The sequence below is a fragment of the Bacillus sp. K2I17 genome, from assembly GCF_002209985.1.
Taxonomy (GTDB): domain Bacteria; phylum Bacillota; class Bacilli; order Bacillales; family Bacillaceae_G; genus Bacillus_A; species Bacillus_A wiedmannii.
Map to the genome: position 1 here is coordinate 30060 of NZ_NJGF01000022.1, position 26910 is coordinate 56969.

The 26910-nt window shown below is 37.0% G+C and carries 27 protein-coding genes, 1 riboswitch and 1 other annotated feature; of the genes, 11 read left to right on the forward strand and 16 right to left on the reverse strand.

Annotated features, from left to right (window positions below):
* Window positions 1-26 precede the first annotated feature (26 nt).
* The 4 genes from CER22_RS21490 to CER22_RS21505 all read right to left on the reverse strand — a co-directional run bounded on the left by CER22_RS21490 (window position 27) and on the right by CER22_RS21505 (window position 4528).
* The gene (locus tag CER22_RS21490; RefSeq protein WP_088609533.1) at window positions 27-2516 is read right to left on the reverse strand and encodes an FtsX-like permease family protein; all 2490 of its coding nucleotides are present in this window, start codon (window positions 2514-2516) and stop codon (window positions 27-29) included.
* Entirely contained in the window at window positions 2513-3271 is a 759-nt protein-coding gene (locus CER22_RS21495) for an ABC transporter ATP-binding protein (protein ID WP_088064055.1), read from the reverse strand. Before CER22_RS21495 ends, CER22_RS21490 begins: the two co-directional genes overlap by 4 nt.
* The gene (locus CER22_RS33155) at window positions 3264-3413 is read right to left on the reverse strand and encodes a hypothetical protein (protein ID WP_087984140.1); all 150 of its coding nucleotides are present in this window, start codon (window positions 3411-3413) and stop codon (window positions 3264-3266) included. The genes CER22_RS21495 and CER22_RS33155 overlap by 8 nt, the downstream gene beginning before the upstream one ends.
* A 77-nt stretch (window positions 3414-3490) precedes the next feature.
* Window positions 3491-4528 carry a tryptophan--tRNA ligase gene (locus CER22_RS21505; protein ID WP_142293529.1) on the reverse strand — a complete coding sequence of 346 codons (1038 nt, stop codon included), beginning with the start codon at window positions 4526-4528 and terminating at the stop codon, window positions 3491-3493.
* A gap of 5 nt (window positions 4529-4533) precedes the next feature.
* Window positions 4534-4742 (reverse strand) — a binding site (T-box leader).
* Between the two features lie 153 nt (window positions 4743-4895).
* Here CER22_RS21505 and CER22_RS21510 point away from each other — a divergent pair.
* Window positions 4896-5210, forward strand: coding sequence for a hypothetical protein (locus tag CER22_RS21510; protein WP_088064057.1), 315 nt, complete (start codon window positions 4896-4898; stop codon window positions 5208-5210).
* A 75-nt stretch (window positions 5211-5285) separates the two neighbouring features.
* On the opposite strand, the gene CER22_RS21515 is transcribed toward CER22_RS21510, so the two are convergent.
* Together CER22_RS21515 and CER22_RS21520 are read right to left on the reverse strand one after the other, a co-directional pair.
* Window positions 5286-6407, reverse strand: a complete 1122-nt coding sequence (locus CER22_RS21515) for an AI-2E family transporter (protein WP_048546503.1) — start codon at window positions 6405-6407, stop codon at window positions 5286-5288.
* 63 nt (window positions 6408-6470) lie between these two features.
* The gene (locus CER22_RS21520) at window positions 6471-6719 is read right to left on the reverse strand and encodes a GlsB/YeaQ/YmgE family stress response membrane protein (protein ID WP_088609535.1); all 249 of its coding nucleotides are present in this window, start codon (window positions 6717-6719) and stop codon (window positions 6471-6473) included.
* A gap of 136 nt (window positions 6720-6855) precedes the next feature.
* Between CER22_RS21520 and CER22_RS21525 the strand changes: the two genes are divergently transcribed.
* Together CER22_RS21525 and CER22_RS33160 are read left to right on the forward strand one after the other, a co-directional pair.
* The gene (locus tag CER22_RS21525; protein WP_088609536.1) at window positions 6856-7317 is read left to right on the forward strand and encodes a GNAT family N-acetyltransferase; all 462 of its coding nucleotides are present in this window, start codon (window positions 6856-6858) and stop codon (window positions 7315-7317) included.
* Between the two features lie 38 nt (window positions 7318-7355).
* Window positions 7356-7498: riboswitch (cyclic di-AMP (ydaO/yuaA leader) on the forward strand.
* Window positions 7499-7594: 96 nt separating this feature from the next.
* Window positions 7595-7738, forward strand: a complete 144-nt coding sequence (locus tag CER22_RS33160; RefSeq protein ID WP_000945246.1) for a hypothetical protein — start codon at window positions 7595-7597, stop codon at window positions 7736-7738.
* A gap of 54 nt (window positions 7739-7792) precedes the next feature.
* Here the strand turns inward: CER22_RS33160 and CER22_RS21535 are convergent, their stop codons facing one another.
* The 4 genes from CER22_RS21535 to CER22_RS21550 all read right to left on the reverse strand — a co-directional run bounded on the left by CER22_RS21535 (window position 7793) and on the right by CER22_RS21550 (window position 14323).
* The gene (locus CER22_RS21535; RefSeq protein WP_088609537.1) at window positions 7793-10306 is read right to left on the reverse strand and encodes a BC_3345 family exosporium-associated protein; all 2514 of its coding nucleotides are present in this window, start codon (window positions 10304-10306) and stop codon (window positions 7793-7795) included.
* Window positions 10307-10328: 22 nt separating this feature from the next.
* Window positions 10329-12836 (reverse strand): collagen-like protein, encoded by a 2508-nt coding sequence (locus tag CER22_RS21540; RefSeq protein ID WP_142293526.1) that lies wholly within the window; start codon window positions 12834-12836, stop codon window positions 10329-10331.
* Window positions 12837-12983: 147 nt separating this feature from the next.
* Window positions 12984-13739 (reverse strand): class I SAM-dependent methyltransferase, encoded by a 756-nt coding sequence (locus CER22_RS21545; protein ID WP_088609538.1) that lies wholly within the window; start codon window positions 13737-13739, stop codon window positions 12984-12986.
* Between the two features lie 41 nt (window positions 13740-13780).
* Entirely contained in the window at window positions 13781-14323 is a 543-nt protein-coding gene (locus CER22_RS21550) for a CGNR zinc finger domain-containing protein (protein WP_142291783.1), read from the reverse strand.
* A gap of 112 nt (window positions 14324-14435) precedes the next feature.
* Here CER22_RS21550 and CER22_RS21555 point away from each other — a divergent pair, with 112 nt between their 5' ends.
* The gene (locus tag CER22_RS21555) at window positions 14436-15632 is read left to right on the forward strand and encodes an MDR family MFS transporter (RefSeq protein ID WP_088064061.1); all 1197 of its coding nucleotides are present in this window, start codon (window positions 14436-14438) and stop codon (window positions 15630-15632) included.
* 81 nt (window positions 15633-15713) lie between these two features.
* Here the strand turns inward: CER22_RS21555 and CER22_RS21560 are convergent, their stop codons facing one another.
* On the reverse strand, window positions 15714-16628 hold the full coding sequence (locus CER22_RS21560) for a tetratricopeptide repeat protein (RefSeq protein ID WP_088609539.1): 915 nt from the start codon (window positions 16626-16628) through the stop codon (window positions 15714-15716).
* A gap of 354 nt (window positions 16629-16982) precedes the next feature.
* Between CER22_RS21560 and CER22_RS21565 the strand changes: the two genes are divergently transcribed.
* Window positions 16983-17363 carry a hypothetical protein gene (locus tag CER22_RS21565; protein ID WP_142293527.1) on the forward strand — a complete coding sequence of 127 codons (381 nt, stop codon included), beginning with the start codon at window positions 16983-16985 and terminating at the stop codon, window positions 17361-17363.
* Between the two features lie 76 nt (window positions 17364-17439).
* Window positions 17440-17667 carry a DUF3923 family protein gene (locus CER22_RS21570; RefSeq protein ID WP_088609541.1) on the forward strand — a complete coding sequence of 76 codons (228 nt, stop codon included), beginning with the start codon at window positions 17440-17442 and terminating at the stop codon, window positions 17665-17667.
* A 96-nt stretch (window positions 17668-17763) separates the two neighbouring features.
* Here the strand turns inward: CER22_RS21570 and CER22_RS21575 are convergent, their stop codons facing one another.
* The 4 genes from CER22_RS21575 to CER22_RS21590 all read right to left on the reverse strand — a co-directional run bounded on the left by CER22_RS21575 (window position 17764) and on the right by CER22_RS21590 (window position 20836).
* Entirely contained in the window at window positions 17764-18312 is a 549-nt protein-coding gene (locus CER22_RS21575; protein WP_088064064.1) for a DUF2179 domain-containing protein, read from the reverse strand.
* Between the two features lie 200 nt (window positions 18313-18512).
* On the reverse strand, window positions 18513-18926 hold the full coding sequence (locus CER22_RS21580; RefSeq protein WP_048546511.1) for an ATP synthase subunit I: 414 nt from the start codon (window positions 18924-18926) through the stop codon (window positions 18513-18515).
* 52 nt (window positions 18927-18978) lie between these two features.
* Window positions 18979-20307 (reverse strand): hemolysin family protein, encoded by a 1329-nt coding sequence (locus CER22_RS21585; protein ID WP_046957914.1) that lies wholly within the window; start codon window positions 20305-20307, stop codon window positions 18979-18981.
* Window positions 20308-20428: 121 nt separating this feature from the next.
* Window positions 20429-20836, reverse strand: a complete 408-nt coding sequence (locus CER22_RS21590; protein WP_000285638.1) for a MerR family transcriptional regulator — start codon at window positions 20834-20836, stop codon at window positions 20429-20431.
* Between the two features lie 276 nt (window positions 20837-21112).
* Here CER22_RS21590 and CER22_RS21595 point away from each other — a divergent pair, with 276 nt between their 5' ends.
* From CER22_RS21595 to CER22_RS21615, 5 genes are all read left to right on the forward strand, one after another.
* Window positions 21113-21907 carry a glycosyltransferase family 2 protein gene (locus CER22_RS21595; RefSeq protein ID WP_048546514.1) on the forward strand — a complete coding sequence of 265 codons (795 nt, stop codon included), beginning with the start codon at window positions 21113-21115 and terminating at the stop codon, window positions 21905-21907.
* A 114-nt stretch (window positions 21908-22021) separates the two neighbouring features.
* Window positions 22022-22789: a glucose-1-phosphate cytidylyltransferase gene (gene rfbF / locus CER22_RS21600; RefSeq protein ID WP_088609542.1), complete on the forward strand. Its 768-nt coding sequence runs from the start codon at window positions 22022-22024 to the stop codon at window positions 22787-22789.
* A gap of 1 nt (window position 22790) precedes the next feature.
* Window positions 22791-23846, forward strand: a complete 1056-nt coding sequence (gene rfbG, locus CER22_RS21605; RefSeq protein WP_088609543.1) for a CDP-glucose 4,6-dehydratase — start codon at window positions 22791-22793, stop codon at window positions 23844-23846.
* Window positions 23847-23858: 12 nt separating this feature from the next.
* Window positions 23859-25082: a class I SAM-dependent methyltransferase gene (locus CER22_RS21610; protein WP_088609544.1), complete on the forward strand. Its 1224-nt coding sequence runs from the start codon at window positions 23859-23861 to the stop codon at window positions 25080-25082.
* The gene (locus tag CER22_RS21615; protein ID WP_048546522.1) at window positions 25079-26002 is read left to right on the forward strand and encodes an NAD-dependent epimerase/dehydratase family protein; all 924 of its coding nucleotides are present in this window, start codon (window positions 25079-25081) and stop codon (window positions 26000-26002) included. Before CER22_RS21610 ends, CER22_RS21615 begins: the two co-directional genes overlap by 4 nt.
* Here CER22_RS21615 and CER22_RS21620 read toward each other — a convergent pair.
* The gene (locus tag CER22_RS21620) at window positions 25971-26756 is read right to left on the reverse strand and encodes a glycosyltransferase family 2 protein (RefSeq protein WP_088064065.1); all 786 of its coding nucleotides are present in this window, start codon (window positions 26754-26756) and stop codon (window positions 25971-25973) included. The genes CER22_RS21615 and CER22_RS21620 overlap by 32 nt on opposite strands.
* Window positions 26757-26910 lie beyond the last annotated feature (154 nt).

Below are 26910 nucleotides of genomic sequence, written 5' to 3' on the forward strand. Positions count from 1 at the left end.
AGATGAGATTCACCTTGACTATATTTTTATTTATTATCCTTATTTAACTCTTGTACAATATCCCTTTTTCCTATTCTATTAGCAAAAGGTAGAAAAATAATAAGGACTATTCCAAACATCCCCGCTATTACCGTTACGATAAGTTTGAAATTAAAAAATAAAGGTGTACGATCTATTATACTTACCATATAGGTTAATAATGTTCCTATCACAACGCCTAGCACTATTCCAATAAGTACATATAATTTAACTTGCGTCAAAATAACTTGTACAATCCCCTTTTTCTTAACTATTATTGCTCGTAAAATGGCAAACTCTTTTCTTTTAGATTGAATATTATTTATAAGTGTATTACATACCCCTAATGTTACACTTAACAAAATTACTATAATAACAACAATGAAGATGGACCATCTTTGCTGAAACATTAAATTAGATTGTTTTAACGATTGGGTATAACTACTTATTTTTAATTGTGGATATTGACCTTTTAATTCCTTTAATTGCTCCAACGTCTCTCTCTCATTATTTGAACTAATAAATGCACGCTCAAAAACTGTATAATCTTGTTTATATGTTACATTACTCCAATCCATAAGTACCGCAGGAGAATTCGGTAGCTCATTAACAATTAACCCAATTTCCACCTTACTAGTCGGTCTAACTTTTTGTTCCTGTTCTGAAAATAGACCCAATTGAACGATATCACCTACATGAAGTTTATACCGCTCTGCTAACTCTTCGGTAATAATTATACTATTCTCCAAATTCGCAGGTACTTCTGGCAGTAATCCTTGCTTTTCCATTTCTTTCAAATCACCTAAATTATAGTCAAAAGTAATATATTTTTCACCTTGCTTTAATTCTGCAAGTGAGTTCGTACTAATTGTACTAGCTCCTTTTACACTACTTATTTCTTTAAATATATTTTGTATATGAGGTGAGGAAATTGTTGAATCATTATTCAAACGATTTTCTACAACAATATGTGTTGGAAATTCTCGTTTTAAATATCTTTCATTATTTTTTTGCATCGTTTTAAATATAGTGGATCCGAAGACAACTATCACCATCATTGTACTTATCATTAAGATAACAAATGTATTTTTCCTTACTTGCGGAATTACATTTTTAATAGCAACAAATGTATTCCTTCCAAATATTTTTTTCATTATAGGTAGACATGCTATTAATATCGAAGAAAGATAAATAGGAAATAATATATACACCCCTAAAACAAGAAATATAGACCCTATTAATATCACTATCGCCTGCGTATCTCCCGTATTTGCTACAAATCCACCTAAAACAGTTAAAAATATGCTACTAATTAAAAGGAATTTCCCCATCATACTGCGTGTTTTTTTATTAGAAAAGTCGGATTTCTCATTTTCGCGCATAAGCTTTACTGGCAATATTTTCGAACTTCTGTATGAAGGATATAACATAAACAATTCAATAAAAAAGATACTACAAATCATTGTTACAATTGCTATTTCATAGTCGAAACTCATTGTATTAATTTGAAAAGCAAATACATGCTCTAGCCAACTTTGTAAAAAACGGTTACTTATTACAGCTAGTAACAAACCAAATATTCCACCAAAGAAATTAATTACACTACATTGAATAAATATAACTTTAAACATTTGTTTCGTTGTTGCTCCCATTGATCGCATAATAGCAAATTGACTTTTATATTTATATAAAAACACTTCAAAATTAGACATTAATAATAACGATGTAATAATAAGTATTAATACAGATACAATAACTATAAAAATATGCAATGACACTAAGTTACTTTTTAAAAACTCGTCTTCCTCCGCAATATCGATTCTTAATTCTTTGTCTATTTTATGAATTTGACTAGACAATGCTAGTACATCTGCATTCTCTTTTGCTTTTATCAACACATAAGTAGCCTCATTGTGTTTACCCGTTTTTTCATATACGTGCTGTTTCACCGCACCTTCCGATAAAACGAGTATGTCTGGAGCTGAACCTCCAGCTTCTATATCGGGTAAAATTTCTTTTACTACATAGAATTTATTTTCTATTTCAACCTTTTCCCCAACTTTTACTTGTAAAGTTTCCGCTAATCCATCATTTAATGTTACTTCTTCATTTGATAGATTTTTAGAGAAGTGATATCGACTTTTAGATAACGAATCATTTTGAACACCTACTGTATAAATAGTTGTATTCAATTTATTCACTTGAAAATGATTTACCAATACTTTTGACATGTATTCAATATTTCCTTGTTCCTTAATATTTTGTATTAAAGATTTATCCATCAATTTATTTTGATCAGGGTTATATCCAACAGATAAATCCATATCTCCATATAAATTTTTAACTTCATTTATAACAGACTGTTTGGCATGACTCGAAAATACAATCATCGTAACAATTAGAAAAACAGCCAACATAACGCTAACTATAGAGGAAATAGCAGTAAATTTATTCATCTTAAAAAAGCGTAAACCTAATCCTCGTACTGATTTTATCATTTTGATTTCTCCATTAATTTTTTAAATTTATCTAAAATAATATTCATATCATTTACTCCATGAGAACACGTATAATCATCAACAACTTCTCCATTATGAAAGAAGAGAACCCGATCTGCATACGTAGCAATGTGAGGATCATGAGTAACAAGAATCATACTTTGATTAAATTTTTGTTTCATATCGACTAGTACTCGTAAAATATCATTAGACGTATTGAAATCTAAATTTCCAGTAGGTTCATCTGCAAGAACAATTGGAGGAGATGTTATTAATGCCCTACCAATTGCAACACGCTGTTGTTGTCCCCCAGAAAGCTGAACTGGTCGATGATTTCTCCAATTTACTAAACCAAGAACATCTAATATTTTATTTGTTTTTTCTCGTATCTCCTCTTCTGAATCAGTTGATAATATGAGGGGTAACGCAATATTTTCTTCTACAGATAAATCCTTTAATAAATGAAATGACTGAAATATAAATCCTATGTTATCCCGCCTGTACTCCGTTGCATATGGTTCAACAAACATATTTTTAGGGACTTCACCATTTACATATACGACTCCCTCATCAGGTTTGTCTAAAGCACCAAGTATGTTAAGCAATGTACTCTTCCCAGACCCACTCGTTCCCATTACAGCAAGGAGTTCTCCTTTATTTAACTCCAAAGATACATTTTGTAAAGCTCTAACATTTGTATCTACACTCTCATAAGTCTTACTTAAACCTTGAACTGCTAACACAATTTCACTCATCTTTATTCACCTCAACATGATTAAATGTTACTTCCTCCATCAGATTAACTTGAATTAAAATTTTTTCTTTTAAATTACTAGGTGGTACAATTTCTGTTCCTATTTGAACTAGCAACATTTTTAATTGGAGAATTGTAACCATTTCTATCCCTCCCTCACTCTATATTGGTAACAAATTTAAATTTCGTTCGATTTTTTTATAAAAAAACAAGGGAACGCTCAGCGTTCCCTCTCAAACCCAATCCGTTTTTTAATTTCTGCTAAATTTACCTTCGCAATAGTACGCGCCCGCTCAGCACCTTTTTCTAACGCTTCATATAATAAACTTGGCTCATTCATATACAGAGCGTACTTTTCACGAGGTCCAGCTAATTCACGGTCTACAACGCGAAACAACTCTTTTTTCACATCGCCCCATCCGATTCCAGTTTCATACTTTTCGCGCATCGACTGTATTTCATCTTCTGTCGCAAATTCTTTATATATCATAAATAACGTTTCTAGTTCTTTCGGTTCATTCGGAAGTGAGGAGTCTGTTTTAATTTTAAATATTAATTTTCGTAGTTTTTCTTGCTCTGTAAATAATGGGATCACATTTCCATAACTTTTACTCATCTTCCTTCCATCAAGACCACGTAAAATGGCACCTTCTTCTTGTATGACATACTCCGGAAGCGTAAATGTCATACCAAATGTATGATTAAAATACGTCGCAATATCACGCGCGATTTCAATATGCTGAATTTGGTCTTTCCCTACCGGCACATGAGTAGCTTGAAGTAGTAAGATGTCAGCTGCCATTAAAATCGGATACGTATATAATCCCATATTCACGCCTGCATCTACCTCTAAACCCAATTCTTTATTTTGCTCCACCTTCGCTTTATACGCATGGGCACGGTTCATAATCCCTTTCGGAGTTAGGCAAGCTAATATCCAAGCTAATTCTAGAATCTCCGGCACTTCTGTTTGTCGGTAGAAAATAACATCTTCTCCAAGTCCAAGTGATAACCAAGTAGCTGCTACCTCTTTCGTATAACTACTAAACTGACTTGGATCATGAACAGCATTTAACGCATGATAATCCGCTATAAAATACAATGCTTTTCCTTCATTCTTCTTTGACATTTGTAATGCAGGTTTAATCGCACCAATATAATTTCCTAAATGAGGATAACCTGTCGGCTTAATTCCTGTTAACATTATTTTTTCGCTCACCCTAACTCCTCCTTCCTTAAAATAAAAAGAGCCCCTCATCCTATAAAAAGGACGAGAGACTCCCGCGGTACCACCTTCATTAGCTATCATTCATAGCTCACTTCAACTTCGTAACGTGAAGTAACCGTCTTTGCCTACTCATTTCAGCTAGAAGCTCCGGAGCCCATTCCATATTCATCCCTTACTGATTTCCACCACATATCAGCTCTCTGCAAAGTTTTGAATATGTACTCTTCTCTTTCATTGCTTTTCGTTATTTTTTTACAGTTTATCACATTTCTCGTTCTCTCAAAACCGAATTTTCTATTTTTATTAAGTTTTAACAATAGTTATTACCAATTTATTCCGAACGATATATAATCAATATATATAGAATTAATTTGTAATACAAAAACGAGGTGATGTCATGGGTTGGTTTACTAAAAAGAATGATACGTTTAAGATTGATGTATTTAAGAACGATGATAATAGTCACGATGATACTTTAGGGGTAATTATACATTTCACACCTATCGCAATATATTTATACACCTGCGATGAGTACATAGAAACATTTGACGGTGCGCTCACTTTTGAAAATGAGAACGGAAATCAAGTAGAAATCGGGGGTACCTTCATTTCTCTTGAAGTAGATGCTAATTTTCGCATGGACGATTTAATTTTTGATTACAAACTAAAGGAAAGCAATCTACCTATCATTGAATTAAAAGCCTACGCATAAGGTTTATTTGTTTACTTCAACAAGAGTATAAATAAAAAAAGGGCTAAAACAGTTTTATCTGTTTTAGCTCTTTTTTTACGTATTCAACTTAACAAATCTATAACTATGCGTTACTAACACTTTTAATATCGCATATCCTGGAATTGCTAAAATAATCCCCATAATTCCAAATAAATTTCCGGCAGTTAAAATAATAAAAATGATAGTAATTGGGTGAATGTCTAGCTTTTTTCCCATAACTTGCGGAGAAATAAATTTACCTTCTGCTAATTGTACGACCATCATTACAATAATTACTTTTAACACCATTGCTGGCGAGTCAATAAATGCGATAATTAATGCTGGTGTAATTGCAATGATTGGTCCTACGTACGGAACGATATTTACAATCATTGCTAAAATAGCGAGTAATACCGCATATTTAATACCAATAATAAGGTAACCGATTAATAGCATAATACCGATAAACAAGCTAACGATAATTTGTCCTCTAATATACGAGCTAATCGCATAATGCATATCATCTAGTATTCTCATCGCTGCTGGTTGTCTTTGCTCTGAAATAAACTTTAAAAAGTGGTTCGGTAATTGTTCACCATCTTTTAAAAGATAGAACAATATAAACGGAACCATTACAAACGTTAAAACGACCTCTGTAACAGTACTTAAAAATCCAGTTACATTTCCAGTTACTGATGATAGCGACTTCGTAAAATCAACTGTGTAGTCTTTTACCATACTCGCTACATCAATATTTAAATTCTCTTGAATTTTGCCTAGTAAATTACTTTCCCCGAATCTACGTGCTGCTCGTTCAATTTCATGACCGAAATACGGTAAGTTATCTATTAATGCATCAATTTGATCTTTAATAATCGGGATTACTGTTACAACTAAAAATACAAATAATCCTAGTACTATTATATATATAGAAGCGATTGATACGATTCTTGAAACACCTTTCTTTTCTAAAAGCGAAACGAATGGATGCAAAATATAAAATAGCACTCCCGCTAATAATACGGGGAAGAAAATTGTTTTTAAAAAGACGATAAACGGAGTAAAAACAAAAGAAATTTTCGTTAGCAGTAATATGTTAATAAACAATAACGCAAAGCCGAGTAACACCGCTAAATAATTTTGTTCTCTAAAAAACTTTTTCAACTTATCTCTTTTTCTAATATTTAATTTCTCCAATGAAACCACCTCTTCGAATGATGAAAAGCCCTTATTCAGGGCTTTTCATCATGATCTATATCTTTATTTTCTTGCAGCTTTCACTACAAATGATACAATAAGAATTAATACGATTGCACCTAATAATGCTGGCACGACATGAATCCCACCAAATGATGGCCCAAAAGCTCCAAATAGTCTACCACCTAATGAAGCACCTAACAAACCTGCGATAATATTTCCAAACATACCACCCGGAAAATTTTTACCCGTTATAGAACCTGCAATTGCACCTATAATAGCACCAACTATTAATGTGATAATCCATCCCATCTTTAGCCCTCCATTTCTATTATGGTGTATTTCTTTTTCATACTAAATTGTTATGTAACTATTATAATTATTATATCCAATAAAGAAAAATCTTGTCAAATCTATGAAAATAAAGTCTATAAGGAGGTTTTACCCTATGATTCAAAAATTAGTAACAACTTCTCACAACACCGCTACTTCTATTTTAAACATTCAAATACCCGCTTATGAAATTGAAGAAAAATATATAAATAGTACGGCTATTCCTCGTCTTTATGATACTGTAACCGATATTCAATTATGTGATGAAATTTTTTACGGCTATTTTTATGAAGATACACTTGCTGGGTTTATTTCTTTTAAAATGGATGAAGAGGAAGTTGATATTCATCGTTTAGTAGTATCCCCCGATCATTTTCATAAAGGAATCGCCACAAAACTACTACTTTATGTATTTGACATGTTCTCCCCTTCACAAACATATATTGTACAAACAGGGAAAGAAAATACACCTGCTCTGTCTTTATATAAAAAACATGGATTTATTAAAATAAATGATATTATATTACCCGATGGAGTGGTTTTAACCTCACTCAAAAAATCAGAAAACATAAAATAGTTTGACTCATCAATTTATTTATGTTATCCTTTACTTTATAAATCCTTTTGCTGAGTCCAAATTTTGGAGCGGGGGAACCATTTTTGTAGCCATGCTACTTGGGGCGAATCTTATTTAAGTAGGGAAACTCTCACTTCCCGAGTCCGACAGCTAACCTCGTAAGCGTAATGGGAGAGGAAGGTGCTTTTTGCCTATGTTACACAGTGTACCTCCTTAATTATAAATATGGGATCGATACCAATAGACACCTATATTTATAGAAAAGGAGACATGTATAATGTTACGTTTATCTGATCACGCAATAAAAATGATGGAGCAAAGACTTCGACTCGAACAACATCGCACATATCAAGCTAATAAAGTTGTAGATAACTTACATCACAAATACTTCTTTCAACATATTTTTCAACCGAAAAGATAAAGAAAAAAACACAAGGTGTGTCTATACAGACATTCCTTGTGTTTTTTATATTCCTTATAGTATTCTCACTACATTTAAACTTGCCGTAATCGCACCTGCTATAGTCGTCACATGCCCTACACCTAACGGGCCATTTTGTAATATTAATGTTGAATTAGCACTCGTTACATTCACAAGAAGCGTATTTGAAATGGCAGGTTCGATTACTACCGTTGATGTCGTCACATTTTGTATGAAACTCCCTGTTACTTGTGTTCCATTTAATAGCAACCTAACAGATACTGTCTCATTCCCACCAGTCGCGTCCCCTTGGAAATAGTAGCTTACTAAATATATTCCTGGTGTGGATACTGTGACAGTTGTAGCACTAGTTAAAGATACACCAGTTCCATATACAGTGGATCCAGAATTAATTGGGATGTTGGCATTTGCTGCAATTGTACTTGTTGAGGTAGAGAAGAAATAGCCGCCACCTGTTGATATAGCAGACGATCCAGTTGCTCCGGTTAAGCCGGTTGGGCCCGTAGCACCTGTTGGGCCTGTTATTCCCGTTCCCCCTGTTGCTCCTGTTATTCCTTGGATTCCTTGGATTCCTGTCGGTCCTGTTGCACCAGTCGATCCAGTCGCTCCGGTTGCTCCGGTTGCTCCCGTCACACCTTGTGGGCCTTGAATTCCTTGGATTCCTTGTGGGCCTGTTATTCCAGTCACTCCGGTTGCTCCCGTCGGACCCGTTATCCCCTGTGGGCCTTGGATTCCTTGGATTCCTTGTGGACCCGTTACTCCCGTCGCTCCAGTCGCTCCCGTTGGTCCGGTTACTCCTTGTGGGCCTTGGATTCCTTGAGGACCTTGAGGGCCCGTTACTCCCGTCGGACCTGTTGCTCCTGTTGCTCCGGTTGGACCCGTCGAGCCAGTTATACCTTGTATGCCTTGAGGTCCAGTTGGGCCTGTTGGACCAATCGGACCTTGAATTCCTTGCAGACCTTGAATTCCCTGTGGACCGGTTGGACCCTGGATTCCTTGTATTCCCTGAATTCCTTGCGGGCCTGTTGCACCCGTTGGGCCAGTTGGACCCTCTGGACCTTGCACTCCTTGTATTCCAGTCGCACCGGTTGGACCTATATCCCCTTGTGGACCTTGAATTCCTTGGATTCCTTGAGGACCAGTTGGACCTGTTATACCACTTATCCCTTGCACTCCTTGTAAACCTTGAGGACCGGTTGGACCGAGTGGACCTTGGATTCCTTGCAGACCTTGTAAGCCTGTTGATCCAGTTGCTCCCATTACTCCTTGCTCACCTTGTATTCCTTGTATTCCTTGCGGGCCTGTTGGACCAATTGGACCTTGTGCCCCTTGCACTCCTTGTTGACCGGTTGGGCCTGTTGCTCCTATCGGTCCCTGTACTCCTTGTAGACCTTGTAAACCCGTTGGACCGGTTGCTCCCATTACTCCTTGTGGACCTTGAATACCTTGATCACCCGTTGGACCGGTTACCCCCATCGGTCCCTGTACTCCTTGCAAACCTGTTAAACCTGTTGCCCCTGTCGGTCCCTGTATTCCTTGCACTCCTTGAATTCCAGTCGCTCCTGTTGCTCCGGTCGCCCCGGTTGCCCCTGTTGCTCCAGTCGGACCTGTTGGACCTCCCGGTGATCCTGCTGGACCCGTTGGACCTGTTGGGCCTCCTGGTGGACCTGTTGGACCCGTTGCTCCTGTTGGACCTGTTGCAGATCCAGTTGGACCTGTTACTCCCGCCTGACCTGTCGAGCCGGTTGGACCTGGATCTCCTTGCAAGCCAGTTGCCCCTGTTGGGCCTATTACACCTTGCACCCCTTGAATTCCTTGAGAGCCGGTTGGACCGGTTAGACCCATCTCACCTTGTGGACCTTGTAAACCTTGAATGCCAGTTGCTCCTGTTGGTCCCATCGGCCCTTGTGGACCTTGTATTCCTTGAGAACCTGTTGGACCAGTTAGACCAATTGGCCCTTGAATGCCTTGTATTCCTGTTACCCCTTGTAAACCACTACTCCCTAAATTACCTTGAACACCTTGTATACCCGTATTTCCAGTTGGACCAGTTGGACCGATTTCTCCTTGCACTCCTTGTATACCTTGTATTCCGGTTGGGCCGGTTAGACCAATTTCTCCTTGCACTCCTTGTATACCTTGTATTCCGGTTGGACCTGTTTCTCCCATTGGTCCAGGTATTCCTTGTATCCCTTGAATACCTGTTGGACCAGTCGGACCCCTTTCGCCTTGTATACCTTGAACACCTTGAATTCCCCGTGGACCTTGTTCCCCCATCGGACCTTGACTACCTTGAGCACCTTGTGGTCCTGTTAAGCCAGTTGGACCAGTTGGGCCAATTTCTCCCTGCACCCCTTGCACTCCTTGAATTCCTGTCGGACCTGTTGGACCAATTGGTCCTTGTACGCCTTGTATTCCTTGCGGGCCAGTCGGTCCACCTAAAGAACCTGTCGGACCCGTTGGACCTGTTGGCCCCGTAATACCTGACGCCGGAAAAGGAATAGGTGCTTGAAACTTACTACACTTATCTTGATCCCTCACAAGCATCTCCCCCGTTATAACTAACGTGTCAAACTATTTTTAATACATTTAAACTAGCTGTTATCACTCCAGATAATGTCGTTACATGCCCAATAGCTAATGGACCATTTTGCAAAGATAAAGTAGCATTTGAAGAAGTAACATTAATGACCATCGTATTCGAAACCGCTGGTTCTAATACAAAAGTACCTCCTGTAACATAAAAAATAAAACTCCCTGCGACTTGCGTTCCATTTAAAGTAAGACTCACAGAAATCGTTTCATTCCCCCCATTTGGATCACCTTGAAAATAATAGCTTACTAAATATATTCCCGGCGTACTTAACGTTACAGTTGTTGCATTTGTTAAACTGACACCGGAACCAAAAGTTGTAGATCCAGAATTGATTGGTATTAACGCATTCGCTGCAATTGCACTCGTTGAAGTAGAAAAGAAATAACCTCCACCGCTAGGTAAGCCAGTCGCTCCTGTTGCACCTACAATTCCTAAAAAACCTATAGGCCCTTGACTACCAGTTGCTCCAGTAGGTCCCACAGCTCCAATCGGCCCTTGACTACCTTGCGCTCCGGCTGGCCCTTGACTACCACTAACGCCTGTCATTCCACTTACTCCAGTTGGGCCTTGCAAACCTTGAATACCTTGAGTACCTTGTATTCCAGTTACTCCGGTTGCTCCGGTAGGTCCTGTACTTCCTGTACTTCCTTGTATCCCTATAATCCCTTGAACGCCTTGTATCCCTTGTACTCCGGTCGCCCCTGTTGCTCCGGTCGCTCCTGTTTCTCCAGTTACACCCGTAATCCCAACATTTCCTTGTGGTCCTTCGGGTCCCTCGATACCTTGCGCCCCTTGCACTCCTTGTGGGCCTGTTATCCCGCTTTCTCCTATATTCCCTTGAAGGCCTCTAATTCCTTGTGCACCTGTCGGGCCTGTTATTCCTTGTATCCCTTGCATACCTTGAGAACCTTGCGCTCCTGTTGGGCCTACTATACCTTGTGTTCCTTGAGGACCTTGGAGACCGATGGCACCAGTTGGACCGATTATTCCTTGGACTCCTTGAAGACCTTGAGCACCTTGACCACCAGTTAATCCAATTTCCCCTTGTATTCCTTGAGGTCCTTGTATTCCTTGAACGCCAGCTGCTCCTGTTTCCCCTCGTATTCCTTGGGGACCTTGTATCCCTTGTGCTCCAGCTGCTCCTGTTTCCCCTCGTATTCCTTGGGGACCTTGGGCTCCAGCCGCTCCTGTTGTGCCTGTGGGACCGATTATTCCTTGTAACCCTTGTATTCCTTGTGCTCCTGTTGGACCTGTTATCCCTTGTATTCCTTGCACACCTTTAGGACCTTCTGCACCAGTTGGACCGATTTCTCCCTGTGGACCTTGAGTTCCTTGGGGACCTTCTGCGCCAGTTGCTCCTGTTATTCCTTGAACTCCTTGTATTCCTTGTGCACCTTGTACGCCAGCTACACCAATTATCCCTTGAGAACCTTGTGCTCCCCTTGCACCCTGAGCACCAGTGGGACCCGTTATACCTTGTAAACCTTGCGCTCCTATTGCACCAGTTCCCCCTGTTACACCACGTTCACCAGTTTCACCCGTTGGACCTGTTGGTCCCCCAGGTGGACCGGGCGGGCCAGATGGACCAGTCACTCCACTAGAGGGACCAATTGGACCGGTTATTCCTGTTGGTCCTCCAGGTGGACCTTCTGCACCTTGTGTACCAGTAGACCCAGTTGCTCCTGTTATTCCTCGTATTCCTTTTGGTCCTTGAAAACCTGTGGATCCCCTTACTCCTTGTATCCCTTGTATTCCTTGTGGACCTTGAGGACCTATTACACCTGTTATCCCCTTTATTCCACTTATACCTTGAGGTCCTTGTATTCCAGTAGAACCTGTAGGGCCAGTTACACCTTGTATCCCTTGATCACCTTGGTGCCCTTGCTCTCCAGTAATTCCTTGTATTCCTTGTGGACCTTCTTCTCCTTGTATACCTGTAGTTCCGTCCTCCCCTTGAATTCCTTGCACTCCTTGGGGACCTTGTGGACCTGTTACACCTGTAATACCAGCTTCACCTACCACACCTTGCATTCCTTGTGCTCCCGTTTGTCCTCGTTCGCCTATTTCTCCTTGTATTCCTTGGATGCCTTGTATACCTTGACTACCAGCAGGGCCTGTAATTCCTTGTATTCCTTCTAGTCCTTGTAATCCAATATCGCCAACAGGACCTTGCTCTCCAATTAATCCTTGAGGACCTTGTAAGCCGACTGGACCTGTAATTCCTTGCTCTCCAGTATCACCAATGGCACCTTGTATTCCTTGAGCTCCTGTTGTTCCTCGCGAACCTTGTATACCTTGAATACCTTGAGAGCCTTGTGGACCCGTTGCTCCTAAAGGCCCAGTGATTCCCGGAGGCCCGACAGGACCTTCATGCCCTCCAGTTGGACCAGTTGGACCACTATTACCAGTAGGACCCGTTGCTCCTATAAGCGGAAGAGGCAGTGCCACTCCAAATTTTTTGCACTTTCTATGATGACGCACAACAATCCCCCTTCCCCAAAATAATTACACCTTTTATATGAAATGCATTTTTATAAGAAAAGTACACCTCTGAACTCATTTTTCAAAAAATAAAGAAGCCTATCATTTCATTTATTTAAAATGATAGGCTTCTTTTTATAAAGCACTTTACTTTCTCGCCTTAATAATAAAGGTAGTCGGCACCATCCTAGCTTTACATAAAGAATAATATTTCGTAGACGGCGCAGCTAACTCTCCATCAAACGAGCTTGATGGTTCAGGCTCTTCTATTCTCTCCATTGTAAATCCCGCTCTATTTAACTCATTTATGTATGTACTTATTTTTCTCTTATATAATGTCGCTTGTACATTTTCCCCTTTAAATGTTTCAAACGTAATAGGTGTTTCCTCATGGTAAGAAGACTTTAAAGCAATTTCTTCTGTACCATACTGTAAATTTGAATATATTGGATGCTCCCAACTAAAGATAAAACTTCCTCCTGGCTTTACATATGAATAAATCAGTTCCAACGTTTTTCGTAAATTCGAAGTCCAACCTAATGCATAAATGGAATATACAATATCAAAATATCCTTTTGGAATATCCGATTCTTCTTCCATTGCTCCGCATATTAACTTTGGATTCCAACACTTTAAAGTTTCATTCGCTGTTTTAATTTGTTCACTTGAAAGCTCAAGCCCCCATAACTCTTCCGCACCATGCTCTCCCATATATTGCAGCGAATGCCCACTTCCACATCCAATATCAAGAACCTTTTTATTTCTAATTGAATCGAACATATGAATCTCATCTTCAGACGCCGTATACGGACCATATTTCGGTAAACAATCCACTTGAAAGAAATATGGTGCAACTGTATCCCAACACTTTTTATTTAAAGCTAACATTTGTGTCCCTTTCATATTCTACATTCCCCCATCCAATTTTCTTCCCCTAATATAAATTACACATTATAACCCGATCTCCCTTTTCTCTTCGCCCGATAATTTTTCACTTTCGCAATCGTACCGCACGCTCTTCCTCCTGCTTCTCCAGCATACATACCGCACCATCTTTTACTTCCATTTCGCGAATGATCATAAAATACCCAGCGGCAATCTGGGCATGCTTTTAACCTTCCCCACAAATTTTCTTGAATCGCCATTAAAACCACGCTTAATACTTTTGTATATACATTCTCTTCGTGCACAGGCTCATATGTAATACCTTTCATATCTTCCTTTACATGTACATGAAATGGGTATTTCTCTAACCATTTTTGCAATGATTTTCCGCCTTCAATTGCCACCCGAATATCTTCTCGAAAACTTTTTAATTCCTCTATCGTATGGAATGGAACCTCTTCATGAAAATATTCTTTCATAAAGAGCTTTATATCCTCTTCTGTTTGCAGCATGTCAATTGGCTCTCTCGTATCGTTTGGTATTTTCCATGTATTTAAAAATTCCCGAATATATTCTAATTCATTTGGTGCATTTTGATTCAATTCCATCCACCTTCTTCTTAAAATTTACTTTTTTCTGACTTTATGTATAATTATAATATAAATTAGTTAACCATTAAATAATTTTACTGGTTACAACATTAGGAGGAGTTCTATGAAAAGTTTCTCAATACCGATACGTTTCATGCTTATTTCTTCATTCTTTATGTCTTTTGGCTATTTTGCAGTATACGCATTTTTAGCTATTTATCTATTAAGCTTTCTTCATTTTTCTGCTGTCCAAGTAGGAACAGTGTTGACAGTTATGACAATCACATCAAGAGTTATCCCTTTATTCTCAGGATTAATTGCTGACAAAATAGGCTATATCATTATGATGATAGCCGGATTATTTTTAAGAGGAATCGGATTTATCACTTTAGGAATATGCTCTGATTTCTATACAATTTCTATTTCTTCTGCACTTATTGGCTTCGGAACTGCATTTTACGAACCTGCTGCGCGCGCCATATTCGGCTCACAACCAGCTCATATGAGAAAAAATTTATTTACATATTTAAACCTTAGTTTTAATTGCGGTGCAATAATCGGACCAATTGCAGGAGGGTTCTTACTCTTACTCAATCCCATCTACGCTTTCTCTCTAACAGGATCACTTATGCTGTTATTCGCTTTTATCTTTTACTTACTTAAAAATCACTTTCAAGTCACTACTGAAAACACGTCTATTACATTTGGAATACAGGCTATCTTACAAAACAAGCCTTTTCTTCTGTTTTCATTTATCATGATTTTCTTCTATATTATGTTTACTCAGCTTACTGTCGCACTTCCACTTCATATGAAAAACATTAGTAATAGCAATCAGCTTGCTACACTCGTTATTACGATAAATGCAATGACAGGCGTCATATTTATGGTATTATTTCGTAAACTATTTCATAAATACAATACACTTTCGATTATTAAATACGGTGTTTTATTAATGAGTTTTTCTTTTTTACTCATTCCTTTATTTCCACACCCATATTGGCTATTTATTTGTGTAATTTTATTTACAATTGGCGAAACACTCGTATTACCTAACGCTGATATTGCTATTGCAAATTACAGTAACGAATCATATACAGCTACTTACTTCGGATTTTATCAACTATCACTCGCATTTGGTTTTATCATCGGTAATTATACCGGTACATCTTTTACATCCAACTTAAGCGGAATGTATACACCATGGCTTATTTTCGGTGGAATAGGACTTATTGGTTTTATTTCACTCCATATTTTAAATATAAAAAAAGAGAGCTCTAAAGAAGATATATACCTATGTAATGAGACGAAACATCTTTAACACATTACAATTGAGATGGTACCTTTAGACAAGCAGCCTATAATAAAAAATTCGACCATCATATGTGACAGTCGAATTTTTTTATTCTTCATATTCAAGATGATTATGTCTTTTACAACCAAACAAATAGCAAGCCCCTATATGATAAGTTTCAAATTCTAACCCTGGAACATATCCAGATTTGATACGTTCTATCATTTTTTTATAACAATGATTCTCTTCTGTATATTCCTCAATTAACTCTTTCTTATCTTTTTCTGTCCAGTTTTCTTCTACTTCTTCATTTTGAACATCTTCTATTTCTGCTGTTTTCGCTTCGATAGATTCCCGTATAACTTCATTTATACGGGTGAAATTATTAGCTTTATATAAAGCATAAACAAATCTACCAATCCAATTGGGGCTTTTCCAAACTTCTTTATACCCCTTTTCGAAGCATTCAATTGCTTCTTTATAGCAATTCAACTCAACATATAAATCTGCTACATGAATTTCTCCTACAAAATCATCAGATTTCCTGTTAAAAGCATCTAACTTCTCTTTCGCTTCTGTCGTTCGCCCTAAATCAATTAAACATTTTACATAACTATACATGATATAGTCCGAATCCCCTGCCACTCGCAAGAAAAATTCCGAAGCTTTTTCTAACTCTCCAAGGTTATAATGCGCTACAGCTACATTGTGAAATGCTTCATTGGATGGTTGCATCGAAATAGACTTTTGTAATACTTCATTCGCTTCTTCCCACTTTTCTTGTTTCGTGTAAATTTCCCCTAAGATGTTATAAGGAAAGTATGAGGAAGGATTCAACTTAACAACTTCTTTTATTAATTCAAGAGCTTTAGCATCATTCTCTTCCTCATAAAAGTACATCCAAGCAAGATTATTGAGAGATTGTACACCTCTAGATTCATGTACAGCTCGTTGAAACAGTTCCATTGCTTCCTCATATTCATTTTGTTCAAACATTTCAATTGCCTTCTCGTTAATGTTCAAGTAACTACCTCCGAAGTGAATGAATTCATCTATTCCACATCGTTATTTTAATATGAAAAAATTGTAATTTCCATAAAAATAATTTCTTTCGCCTGTCTACATGTCATCATATAGTTGAATAGCCAATTCATAATGATTTTGACAACACTGCTTTCTACAGAAAATATATACCTACTGGAAAGATACTGATTTAAAACAATAAGTACACTTTTCAAACCCCTTAAATTGGATATACAGCCTATTTAAATTTACATATTATGGTACAATTAAAAAGAGTGCTAGCTAAACAGTTACGTTCCACACTAGCAGTCTAGCAATGCCAAAATCAAAAATCATTTGAAATTGGGGGATGTTATGAGAAAGAAATTAAGTGCTCTTCTATTCATTGGAATCATATTATCCGGATGTTCAACTATAGCAGAAAATTCTTTAGAAACTGGAAAAGGCAGTATTGAATTATTAACACCGACGATTACAACAAAAGATAACGAATTAGAATTTAAGACTGAAGGCATTGATGAAAATAAAGTGACGTTTATTTATGTCGCCAATAAAAAAGTATTGGAACAAAAAATTAATAATGGCGAATCCTACAAGCTTGATATTACAGGTATCAAGGATGCTCATAGGACAGATTACAAACCAAAAGTTCAACTTTTGCAAACGCAAGATGATCATAAAGATGGAGAGATGGTAACGTTTAAACAAGTTAGATATACAGTTAAAAAAAATTAATTTTATAGGTATTTCATTATAAATGTAACGAACGAAAATTCACTTTTAACAGAGGGTAAATGTAAGGGGGGCTAGCATGAAAAGAAGATGGATTTATTGGTGGATTGGTAACATATTTTGGATTATAACTTTCGGGATATTGGCAGCTATCATTTGGCTAAGAGAGGTTGATGGGACTGGTGTTACTCAAACATCTGAGCTGAAATTAATAGCCTTTATCGTTTTATTAATTGCATTTATATTACCACTAATTATTCAAGTTGTATGGTTACTTGTTAATCTGAGAAAAAGCAGAAAAAAATAACGCAGAAAAAAGAGAGGAATCTTTTTCAATATAGATTCCTCTCTTTTTTCTATGGGGCTTATACTGCACTTTTAAAGCTGCACAACTCCCTTCTCTTTACGATGCATGTTCATCTTTCTTCTTCATTAACGCTCTTTTCTTCATCGCCTTCGTTAAATATCCGCCTTTAAATGAACGGATTTCATAAGAAGACATAAACGCTTTTGGTGCAATTTGATTAATAATTTCTAACAGTTCTTTTTCTCTAGAACGCTTTGCAACGATATCTAAGCGATAACGTATAGAATTAATACCTTCGCCTTCAAATACTGTAACGCCAAATCCTGAGTGACGTAATTCATCTACTAATTCATTACAACGGTCTAGCAAACTAACTTGATACGTAATATAACCAATTGCTAATTTATTCTCTATATAACCGCCTAATAATAGTCCCGTACTAAAGCCAATGACATAGGCAATAATGTTCATCCAATTTGATAAATCTTGAAACACAATACCTAAACTGACAATGTAAATAGCTCCTTCTAACAATCCAACACCAGCAGCGGATCTTGTTTGATTCTTTACAAGCAAAATCGTACGGATTGTTAAAATGGGAACGTAAATAATTTGAAGCACAAAAATAAGTAACGCTTGTAACATTGGTATCCACCTCTTTCAAAAAGTCTTTTGTCATGATAACATACATAACCTTTAGAAATCGATGGGTTTTTTAATTTTTTTTTATTATTTTTCATACTATTGAAAAACGTAAAAAAGAAGCGTATTATATTTGTCGTAAATTTGATTCCTTTCATTAGCTCGCTTTAAACACAAAAAGGAACCCCATTAGGCCCCTTTCATCATAGCTCTATGTTTTTCGAAGCCTGTTCTCTTTGCTTCTCTTCTTCTTTCACTAACTGCACGTTTGCATAAGCTAAATTCGCAATCATTAAAAAGTGACCACCTAAAATGCCTGTACCGAATGCCCACATTTCCATTTCATGCTCAATTTCATACATAATAATAGCTCCTAAAATGGCTGCTGCAAATCGGTTTAAAACTCCTAATCCAGGAGCCTTTTCTTTCATTACGATACTTTTCCCAAGTTTCTCCACTCTGCGAGCCAATAACCAAAGGCAATATGCACTTACAGCTAATCCGATACCAAACCCTGTTACTTGTTTTCCAAACGGAGTAATCGTCCACATAAGTAGTAAACCACTAAAGATCGCATACAATTGTAATCGATATACACGTAAGGCTGCTTGAATCAAAATATCCGCTCCTAATTTCACATTTTTTATACTTTAGAAGAAAAGCAGCAACTTACACAGTTGCTGCTTTCTCTTCTTCTTGCTCTTGTTCCATCTTACGAATTTCAACACGTTTAATTTGGTAAGCATCTTTTTCTAACACTTTAAATTCATAACCTTCCGCCTCAACATGTTGTCCTTCTTCAATTTCATGATTTTGCATCATAATCCAGCCACCAATTGTATCCACATCATCTTCTTCAATGTGTAATCCAAATAAATCTTTCACTTCGGAGATAAGCACTTTTCCATCAACGATTTTATGGTGCTCATTCACATGCTGAATTGGTGGTGCTTCATCTTCATCATATTCGTCACGAATTTCGCCGACGATTTCCTCCAAGATATCTTCAAGCGTTACAATTCCGGCTGTTCCTCCGTACTCATCATATAAAACAGCCATCGGAATTCGCTTCTTCTGCATTTGAAGTAATAAATCGTGAATTGGAGTTGTTTCCATCACTTCAATAATCGGACGCATATACGTGCGAATCGATGATAAATCTTCTTTATCGTTGTTCATATATCGAATAAAGAAATCTTTTACATTGACCATACCGATAATATCATCTTTATCTTCTCCAAAAATCGGATAACGTGTGTATCGTTCATTTTGGATTACTTTCATGTGTTCTTCTACTGAATCTTCCAGGTAGAAACCAATGATTTCTGTTCGCGGTACCATAATCTCTTTTGCAATACGATTATCAAATTCAAAAATGTTATTTACATACTTGTATTCAGCCTGATTAATTTCGCCACTTTCATAGCTATCTGAAAGGATAAGACGTAATTCTTCCTCTGTATGAGCTACTTCATGTTCTGAAGCTGGTTTTAAACCGAATAAGCCAGTTACAACACGAGCTGAACCGTTTAATACCCAAATAAATGGATACATGACTTTATAGAACATCATTAACGGACCTGCCAATAACAATGTTACTTGTTCAGCCTTTTGAATTGCCATCGTTTTCGGAGCTAATTCCCCTACTACAACGTGTAGATACGTCATTAGCATAAAAGCAAGACCAAATGTTAATACTGATGAGATAGAAGGATTTATGTTCCATTTCTCAAATAACGGGTGTAATAACTTTTCAATTGTCGGTTCACCTAACCAACCTAATCCCATAGCTGTAACTGTAATACCTAATTGACAAGCAGATAAATATTCATCTAAATTTGTTGTTACCTTTTTCGCTGCTAAAGCACCGCGTTTCCCTTCCGCAACAAGCTGATCAATACGACTTGAACGTACCTTTACAATCGCAAACTCTGCTGCTACGAAAAATCCAGTAAATGCGATTAAAATCGCAACCATGACTAAATTAAATATTTCCAATGAATCCCCTTAGTTTAAAAAACTAAGGTGTCCACCTCCTGTATACTATAATGTTTTCTTATTTGTTCATTAGAAAACATAGCCCGATACAAAAATTAAAGAGGTCGGATTTCACTTTTTTCTATAATAATAGAACAAGTGTCTGTATTAAAGCTGTCGTTTGACCAGATAAAGATTTCGATATTTTTTCACGTTGTGAATCAGTCAATCCATCTAAAAGCGGCTTTAACTCCGTTAACTCTGCTTCTAATCGATGAATATGGTCTGTCACTTCATTCACTTGTTTCGAAACGTGTTCATTGATACCGAGCAGCTTCTTCTTCTCCTCGATTTTCTCTTTAATCTCACAAAGCGGCATATGCATTTCTTTGCACTTCTCAATAAATTGTAATGTCTCAAATGCTGTTTCATCGTAATAGCGATAATTAGATTGAGATCGCTCCGCTTTTAAGATTCCTAGATTCGTATAATAATCAATCGTGCGTTTCGACACGTGAGCCATGAGAGCCAACTGTCCGATTCGATACACCTTCCCAACGATCTTCCCCCCTTGTTTATATTACTAACATCATACAATACATAAACTGTACAGTCAAACGTGACGGTTTATTATTCATAATTTATACAAAATTTCACATGCCATCTAAGTATGTAGTATATTCACACTCTATAACTCTATCCATATAGTTAGATTACTGTTTTTTCGATATGCCGATACCAAAATATAAAAATGGAATCACACATTCCTTTCAACCTTCCTTAATTCAAAACATATGATAATAATATTGAAATAAAATCATTATTTATGCAACTGGAGGAGATTAAAATCACTAGGACAATTATCTCTCACTTTTATAACGAGGAGTATTTATTACCATGGTGGCTTATGCATCATACAAAAATATTTGATCACGGCATATTAATTAATAGAGGTTCTACAGATCGTTCTGTTGAAATTTGTAAATTATTTGCTCCCAACTGGGAAGTACGAAATTCAAGATTCCTTGATTTCGATCCCACTAATACTGATATTGAGGTGATGGAAATTGAAAGAGAGGTTTCAGGTTGGAAAATGGTATTAAATACTACGGAATTTCTTTGTTGTAACAATGTAGAAGAGTTTTTCTCATCACTTCATACGTTAGGCCAAAATATGTATGCAATTAGAATGATTGTCATGATTGATAAGCATAATTACAATTATTCAAAACTAAGATATTCTATTCCGTTAGTAGAGCAACGATATCACGGGCTCTTTCCTTATAAACCAGAAATCGGCTGTGCCTGGAGATTTATACACAACCATCTTAACGGCGCATATTTACCAGGCAGACATTTTACGCAGCACCAACCTATCGTTTATAACTCCCCTTCATTCATTTTAAAATTTTATTTTAGCCCTTGGAACGAACATACAAAGGCAAGAAAATTACAAATTACACCTACTCTTTCAAAAACGGGTGTTCAAATGGGCCTTCAAACTCATTATGGTCAGTCCTCTGAGGAACTCGAAACTCGATTTTTAGAGCTTAGTAACATAACACAAGATCTACGTAATCACCCTGAGTATCAACAATTATTCCCTAAATTCAAACCTTAACATTTCTCACCCTATCATGTTCCACACATTTTTACGCACTTAGCTAAAAACCATACCATTTGTATTTCATATGAATACTGTATATATTATAAATTTTTATTTTAGGAGGAAAAAATGAAAGCTGTTATTCTTGCAGGTGGATATGGAACAAGGATTGGGGAAGAAACTCATTTAAAACCAAAACCTATGATTGAAATTGGAACAAAGCCTATTTTATGGCACATTATGAGTTTGTATAGTCATTACGGGATTACTGAGTTTATTATTTGCTTAGGCTATAAAGGATATGCAATTAAAGAATTCTTTCTAAATTACAACTTACACATGTCCGATTTTACGATACATTTAAGTGACAATACAATTACGAACCACTCTCATCGCATTGAACCATGGAAAGTTACATTAATTGATACTGGTCTAAATACCGAAACAGGTGGACGAGTTAAAAAAATACAAAATTACGTCGGGGATGAACCTTTCTGCCTCACTTATGGTGATGGATTAAGTAATGTAAATATAAAAGAACTCATTGCATTTCATAAAAAACACGGTAAAATGGCGACTGTTACAGCCGTACAACCTCCTGGTAGATTCGGTTCTCTCGTATTAGATAAACAGTCTGTCACATCCTTTCAAGAGAAGCCACTCGGGGATGGCGGATGGGTTAACGATGGATTTTTCGTTTTAAACCCTGATGTTTTCAATTACATTAGCGGAGATAAATCTGTTTTTGAAACAGACACTTTAGTTCAGTTAGTAAACAAAAATGAACTAGCCGCATATCAACATTCTGGTTTTTGGCATCCGATGGATACATTGCGCGATAAAAATAAATTAGTCGAGCTATGGGAAAGTAATAACGCTCCGTGGAAGGTTTGGTAATATGGCTTCTTCATCTTTTTGGAATAAGAAAAAAGTATTTATTACAGGACATACTGGCTTTAAAGGCTCATGGCTCACCCTTTTTTTAACTTCTTTAGGCGCAGAAGTAATTGGCTATTCTTCTCATCCACCATCCATTCCAAACCTTTTTGAACAATGTAACGTAGCAAAAGAGTGCATAACAATTAAAGGCGACATTACAGATTACGATTCTTTATTACATGCCCTAAAACATCATAACCCTGACATACTATTTCATTTAGCTGCCCAGCCAATCGTCACCACTTCATACAAAAATCCTATCGAAACATTTAAGACGAATGTTTTAGGTACTGTTCACGTATTAGAAGCGGCAAAACATATAGAAAGTATACGCGGCATCATTAATGTTACAAGTGATAAATGCTATGAAAATGATGGGAGCGGTAACCGTGCATTCGTGGAAAGTGACCGATTAGGAGGTTTCGATCCTTATAGTGCTAGTAAAGCTTGTGCTGAACTAGTGGCAACTTCCTATCAAACCTCATTCTTCCGCACTAACACTCAGAATCTTGCCTCAGTAAGAGCAGGTAACGTTATCGGCGGCGGTGATTGGGCAAAAGACCGATTATTCCCAGATGTCATTCGTGCATATTTACAAGATGCTACGTTAAATATTAGAAACAAACACGCTATCCGCCCGTGGCAACACGTATTAGATCCTTTACATGGCTATATCCTTTTAGCTGAAAAACTTTGGAAAGACGCCGAATTTGCAGCGGCGTGGAATTTCGGCCCGATAAATGAACCTAACAGAACCGTTCATAATGTCATTCAATCTATAATGAAATTATGGAATAAACCACTAACAATCCTTTCTCCTCATACAAACACTCCTTATGAATCACCTATTTTAACACTCGATAGTATAAAAGCAGTAAATAAACTCGGTTGGACTCCTAAGTTATCAACAAATCACTCTATCGCTTGGACTGTTGATTGGTACAAGAAATATGCATCTGGTGAAAATATGGAATCTTTCACGCGCCAACAAATCGATGCATTCAAAAATTTATAAGGGGGCTATAAAATGGAACTGAAAAAATGCCGTTTTTGCCACTCATTACTAACAAATACTTTTCTAGATTTAGGTGTTTCCCCTCTCGCTAACTCATTTGTAGATCCAGAACACTCCTATAAAATGGAACCATTCTATCCACTGCACACGTTTGTCTGTCCCTCTTGTTTACTCGTACAATTAGATGAATTTGAATCTCCTCACAATATTTTTCATGACTATTTATACTTCAGTTCTTACTCATCAAGCTGGCTACTACACGCTAAGCAATATGTAGAAATGGCGATTAAGCGTTTCAACTTAACCAATCATTCGAAAGTGATTGAAATCGCGAGTAACGACGGGTACTTATTACAATACTTTCAAAAAGAAAATATCGAAACGTTAGGAATTGAACCAGCAAAAAATGTAGCAGAAATCGCTATCCAAAAAGGAATTCCTACTGAAGTGAATTTTTTCAGCAATGACTTTGCAAAAAAATTACCAAAAGCTGATTTAATCATCGCAAATAACGTATTGGCACACGTCCCGAACTTACATGATTTTGTCGCTGGTTTAAAAACGTTATTAAAACAAGACGGAACAATAACAATTGAATTCCCGCACTTATTAAATCTCATATCCTTTAAACAGTTTGATACGATCTACCATGAGCACTTCTCCTATTTCTCACTTATAAGTCTTCAAAAAGTTTTAGCTCATCATCATTTACAAATTGTCGATGTAGAAGAGCTTGCAACGCACGGTGGTTCCTTACGTATTTTTGTAAAACATCATAGCGACAAATCCACTATCCATTCCAGTGTTACAAAATTAATCGAAAAAGAAGTAGATTACGGGCTAAATACATTAGATTGTTATCTCCTTTTTTCTAAACGCATCGAGCAATTGAAAATAAATATTTTAAAGTTTTTTATCGAAGCAAAAGCTTTAAACAAACAAATTATTGGTTACGGTGCACCAGCTAAAGGAAACACCCTTTTAAATTATTGCGGAATAGGAAAAGAATTTTTAGCTTATACAGTAGATAAAAACCCTCACAAACAAAATCTCCTACTACCAGGAACACGCATTCCAATAAAATCTCCAGAAGAAATTAAGCGTACAAAACCTGATTACATTCTCATACTCCCTTGGAATTTGAAAGATGAAATTATGAAAGAATGCTCTTTCATTCGTGAATGGGGCGGCAAATTTTTAGTAACCATTCCAGAAGTTGAGGTAATTGAGCCATGAAAAAAATTCTTGTAACAGGCGGTAGTGGATGGATTGGTAAATATGTTGTAAATTCTCTTATACAAAGGGGCTATGAGGTGCACGCCACTTATCATACAAAGAAGCCTTCTCACATCCCTTGCCACTGGCATAAAGTAAACTTACTTTGTGATGAAGAAGTAAAAAAACTCATTTACGACATGAAGCCTAGTCATCTCATTCATTTAGCTTGGGAAGCAGTGCCGCCAGCTTGTTATGTATCTATTAATAATTACTATTGGCTTACATCCAGCATCTCATTGATTCAGCACTTCACAACATGCGGCGGAAAGCGAGTCGTTGTTGCCGGCACCGGCGCAGAGTACGAATGGTTTAACGGCGTACTATTTGAAGATTCACCGCTTCTTTCCTATAAAACACCGTATGCATTATGTAAAAACGCACTACACTCTTGGCTACAAACGTACGCTGAGCAAACCGGCCTCAGCATGTGTTGGGGCCGCATCTTTCATATGTATGGCCCTCACGAACAAGGGAATCGGCTCGTTTCTAACATTATCACTTCCTTATTAAAAAATGAGGAAGCACTATGTACACATGGAAAACAATCAAGAGATTTCCTCCATGTGAGCGACGTCGCTGATGCTCTCGTAACAGTATTAGAACATGGCGTTACAGGCACAATCAATATCGCTTCTGGTCAATCTGTACAAATTAAAGAATTAGCTTCTATCATTGCTAAAAAGTTAGGAAAAGAACATTTAATTAAACTAGGTACGATTCCTTTCTCTAAAGATGAACCTTTATTCGTCGGTGTTAATGTAGAGCGTTTAAAAACTGAAGTAAATTGGAAACCAACATACGATCTAAATACTGGGATCGAAGAAACAATTTTATGGTGGGAATCATTTATAAAAAAACATAACGATACGCACCACTAAAACGCAAATCCTTCGTCCCTCTCGCTAAATCCTTATACCATTCTTCTAATTTTTCAGGTGTAATAATATGATGTGTTCCCATTCCCCCATGCTTACTAGCTTCAGAAAGAGTCGGGCCAATTTGTAATTTCCTCTTTCTCATCGCATCGTTCCAAGGGCTGAAACCAAACCATGCAATACACGCAAGTGGCGGATAAATCATAGATTCATGTGCAGATAAATGTCTCCCAACCGTATAACTTCCGTGTTCATGATTATGAATAAATCTACCTCTTCTCCATAACGCCCAATCTTCTGGTAAATAACCATGAAATCGCTGTTTCATTAAAGGTATTCCAAAGTTAAGGTCCGGATAATTATAGTTAAGATCATCGACCATAATAAGCCCTTCCAGCCAATACATCCTCCCTCCCAATTCATTCAGGGATTTCCAAAACTGATTTTTATCTTGCACACAAAGAAACTCGGTCGTATTTAAAATTATTTTCCATCCTTTTACTTCTTGTTCTATCCTCATCACTTCATGATCTGTCGCTAATGCATCAAATTCTGGATTTGCAGAATCTCGTACTTCCCAGTGTGGTGCGAATTTTTTACAAATTTCAACCGAACGATCTGTTGAACCTTTATTAATTAAAATGCCATGATCAAACAGTTTCGTATGATGAGCAAGCCACCACGGTAATAAATACTCTTCATTGTAAAAATGAGAAATAACGGTTGTAGTTATAACAATCTCCTCCTCGTTCTCTATTAATCTACTTTTTCATCCTACTCTTACTATACTTATCAGTTATGTAATTGGTTTCTTTTATTTTTAAAATATGTTTTTCTACCATATACTATGCTTTCTTAGACAACCACCATTTTCTAAAGAAACATCCCAATAAACTGAAAATTAAGTTATA

Bases quoted from the DNA above. Each gene is read 5' to 3' on its own strand.
- CER22_RS21490 (WP_088609533.1), bottom strand. From the start codon at position 2,516: ATGATAAAATCAGTACGAGGATTAGGTTTACGCTTTTTTAAGATGAAT.
- CER22_RS21495 (WP_088064055.1), bottom strand. From the start codon at position 3,271: ATGAGTGAAATTGTGTTAGCAGTTCAAGGTTTAAGTAAGACTTATGAG.
- CER22_RS33155 (WP_087984140.1), bottom strand. From the start codon at position 3,413: ATGGTTACAATTCTCCAATTAAAAATGTTGCTAGTTCAAATAGGAACA.
- CER22_RS21505 (WP_142293529.1), bottom strand. From the start codon at position 4,528: ATGAGGGGCTCTTTTTATTTTAAGGAAGGAGGAGTTAGGGTGAGCGAA.
- CER22_RS21510 (WP_088064057.1), top strand. From the start codon at position 4,896: ATGGGTTGGTTTACTAAAAAGAATGATACGTTTAAGATTGATGTATTT.
- CER22_RS21520 (WP_088609535.1), bottom strand. From the start codon at position 6,719: ATGGGATGGATTATCACATTAATAGTTGGTGCTATTATAGGTGCAATT.
- CER22_RS21525 (WP_088609536.1), top strand. From the start codon at position 6,856: ATGATTCAAAAATTAGTAACAACTTCTCACAACACCGCTACTTCTATT.
- CER22_RS33160 (WP_000945246.1), top strand. From the start codon at position 7,595: ATGTTACGTTTATCTGATCACGCAATAAAAATGATGGAGCAAAGACTT.
- CER22_RS21535 (WP_088609537.1), bottom strand. From the start codon at position 10,306: ATGCTTGTGAGGGATCAAGATAAGTGTAGTAAGTTTCAAGCACCTATT.
- CER22_RS21545 (WP_088609538.1), bottom strand. From the start codon at position 13,739: ATGAAAGGGACACAAATGTTAGCTTTAAATAAAAAGTGTTGGGATACA.
- CER22_RS21555 (WP_088064061.1), top strand. From the start codon at position 14,436: ATGAAAAGTTTCTCAATACCGATACGTTTCATGCTTATTTCTTCATTC.
- CER22_RS21565 (WP_142293527.1), top strand. From the start codon at position 16,983: ATGAGAAAGAAATTAAGTGCTCTTCTATTCATTGGAATCATATTATCC.
- CER22_RS21570 (WP_088609541.1), top strand. From the start codon at position 17,440: ATGAAAAGAAGATGGATTTATTGGTGGATTGGTAACATATTTTGGATT.
- CER22_RS21575 (WP_088064064.1), bottom strand. From the start codon at position 18,312: ATGTTACAAGCGTTACTTATTTTTGTGCTTCAAATTATTTACGTTCCC.
- CER22_RS21595 (WP_048546514.1), top strand. From the start codon at position 21,113: ATGCAACTGGAGGAGATTAAAATCACTAGGACAATTATCTCTCACTTT.
- rfbF (WP_088609542.1), top strand. From the start codon at position 22,022: ATGAAAGCTGTTATTCTTGCAGGTGGATATGGAACAAGGATTGGGGAA.
- rfbG (WP_088609543.1), top strand. From the start codon at position 22,791: ATGGCTTCTTCATCTTTTTGGAATAAGAAAAAAGTATTTATTACAGGA.
- CER22_RS21610 (WP_088609544.1), top strand. From the start codon at position 23,859: ATGGAACTGAAAAAATGCCGTTTTTGCCACTCATTACTAACAAATACT.
- CER22_RS21615 (WP_048546522.1), top strand. From the start codon at position 25,079: ATGAAAAAAATTCTTGTAACAGGCGGTAGTGGATGGATTGGTAAATAT.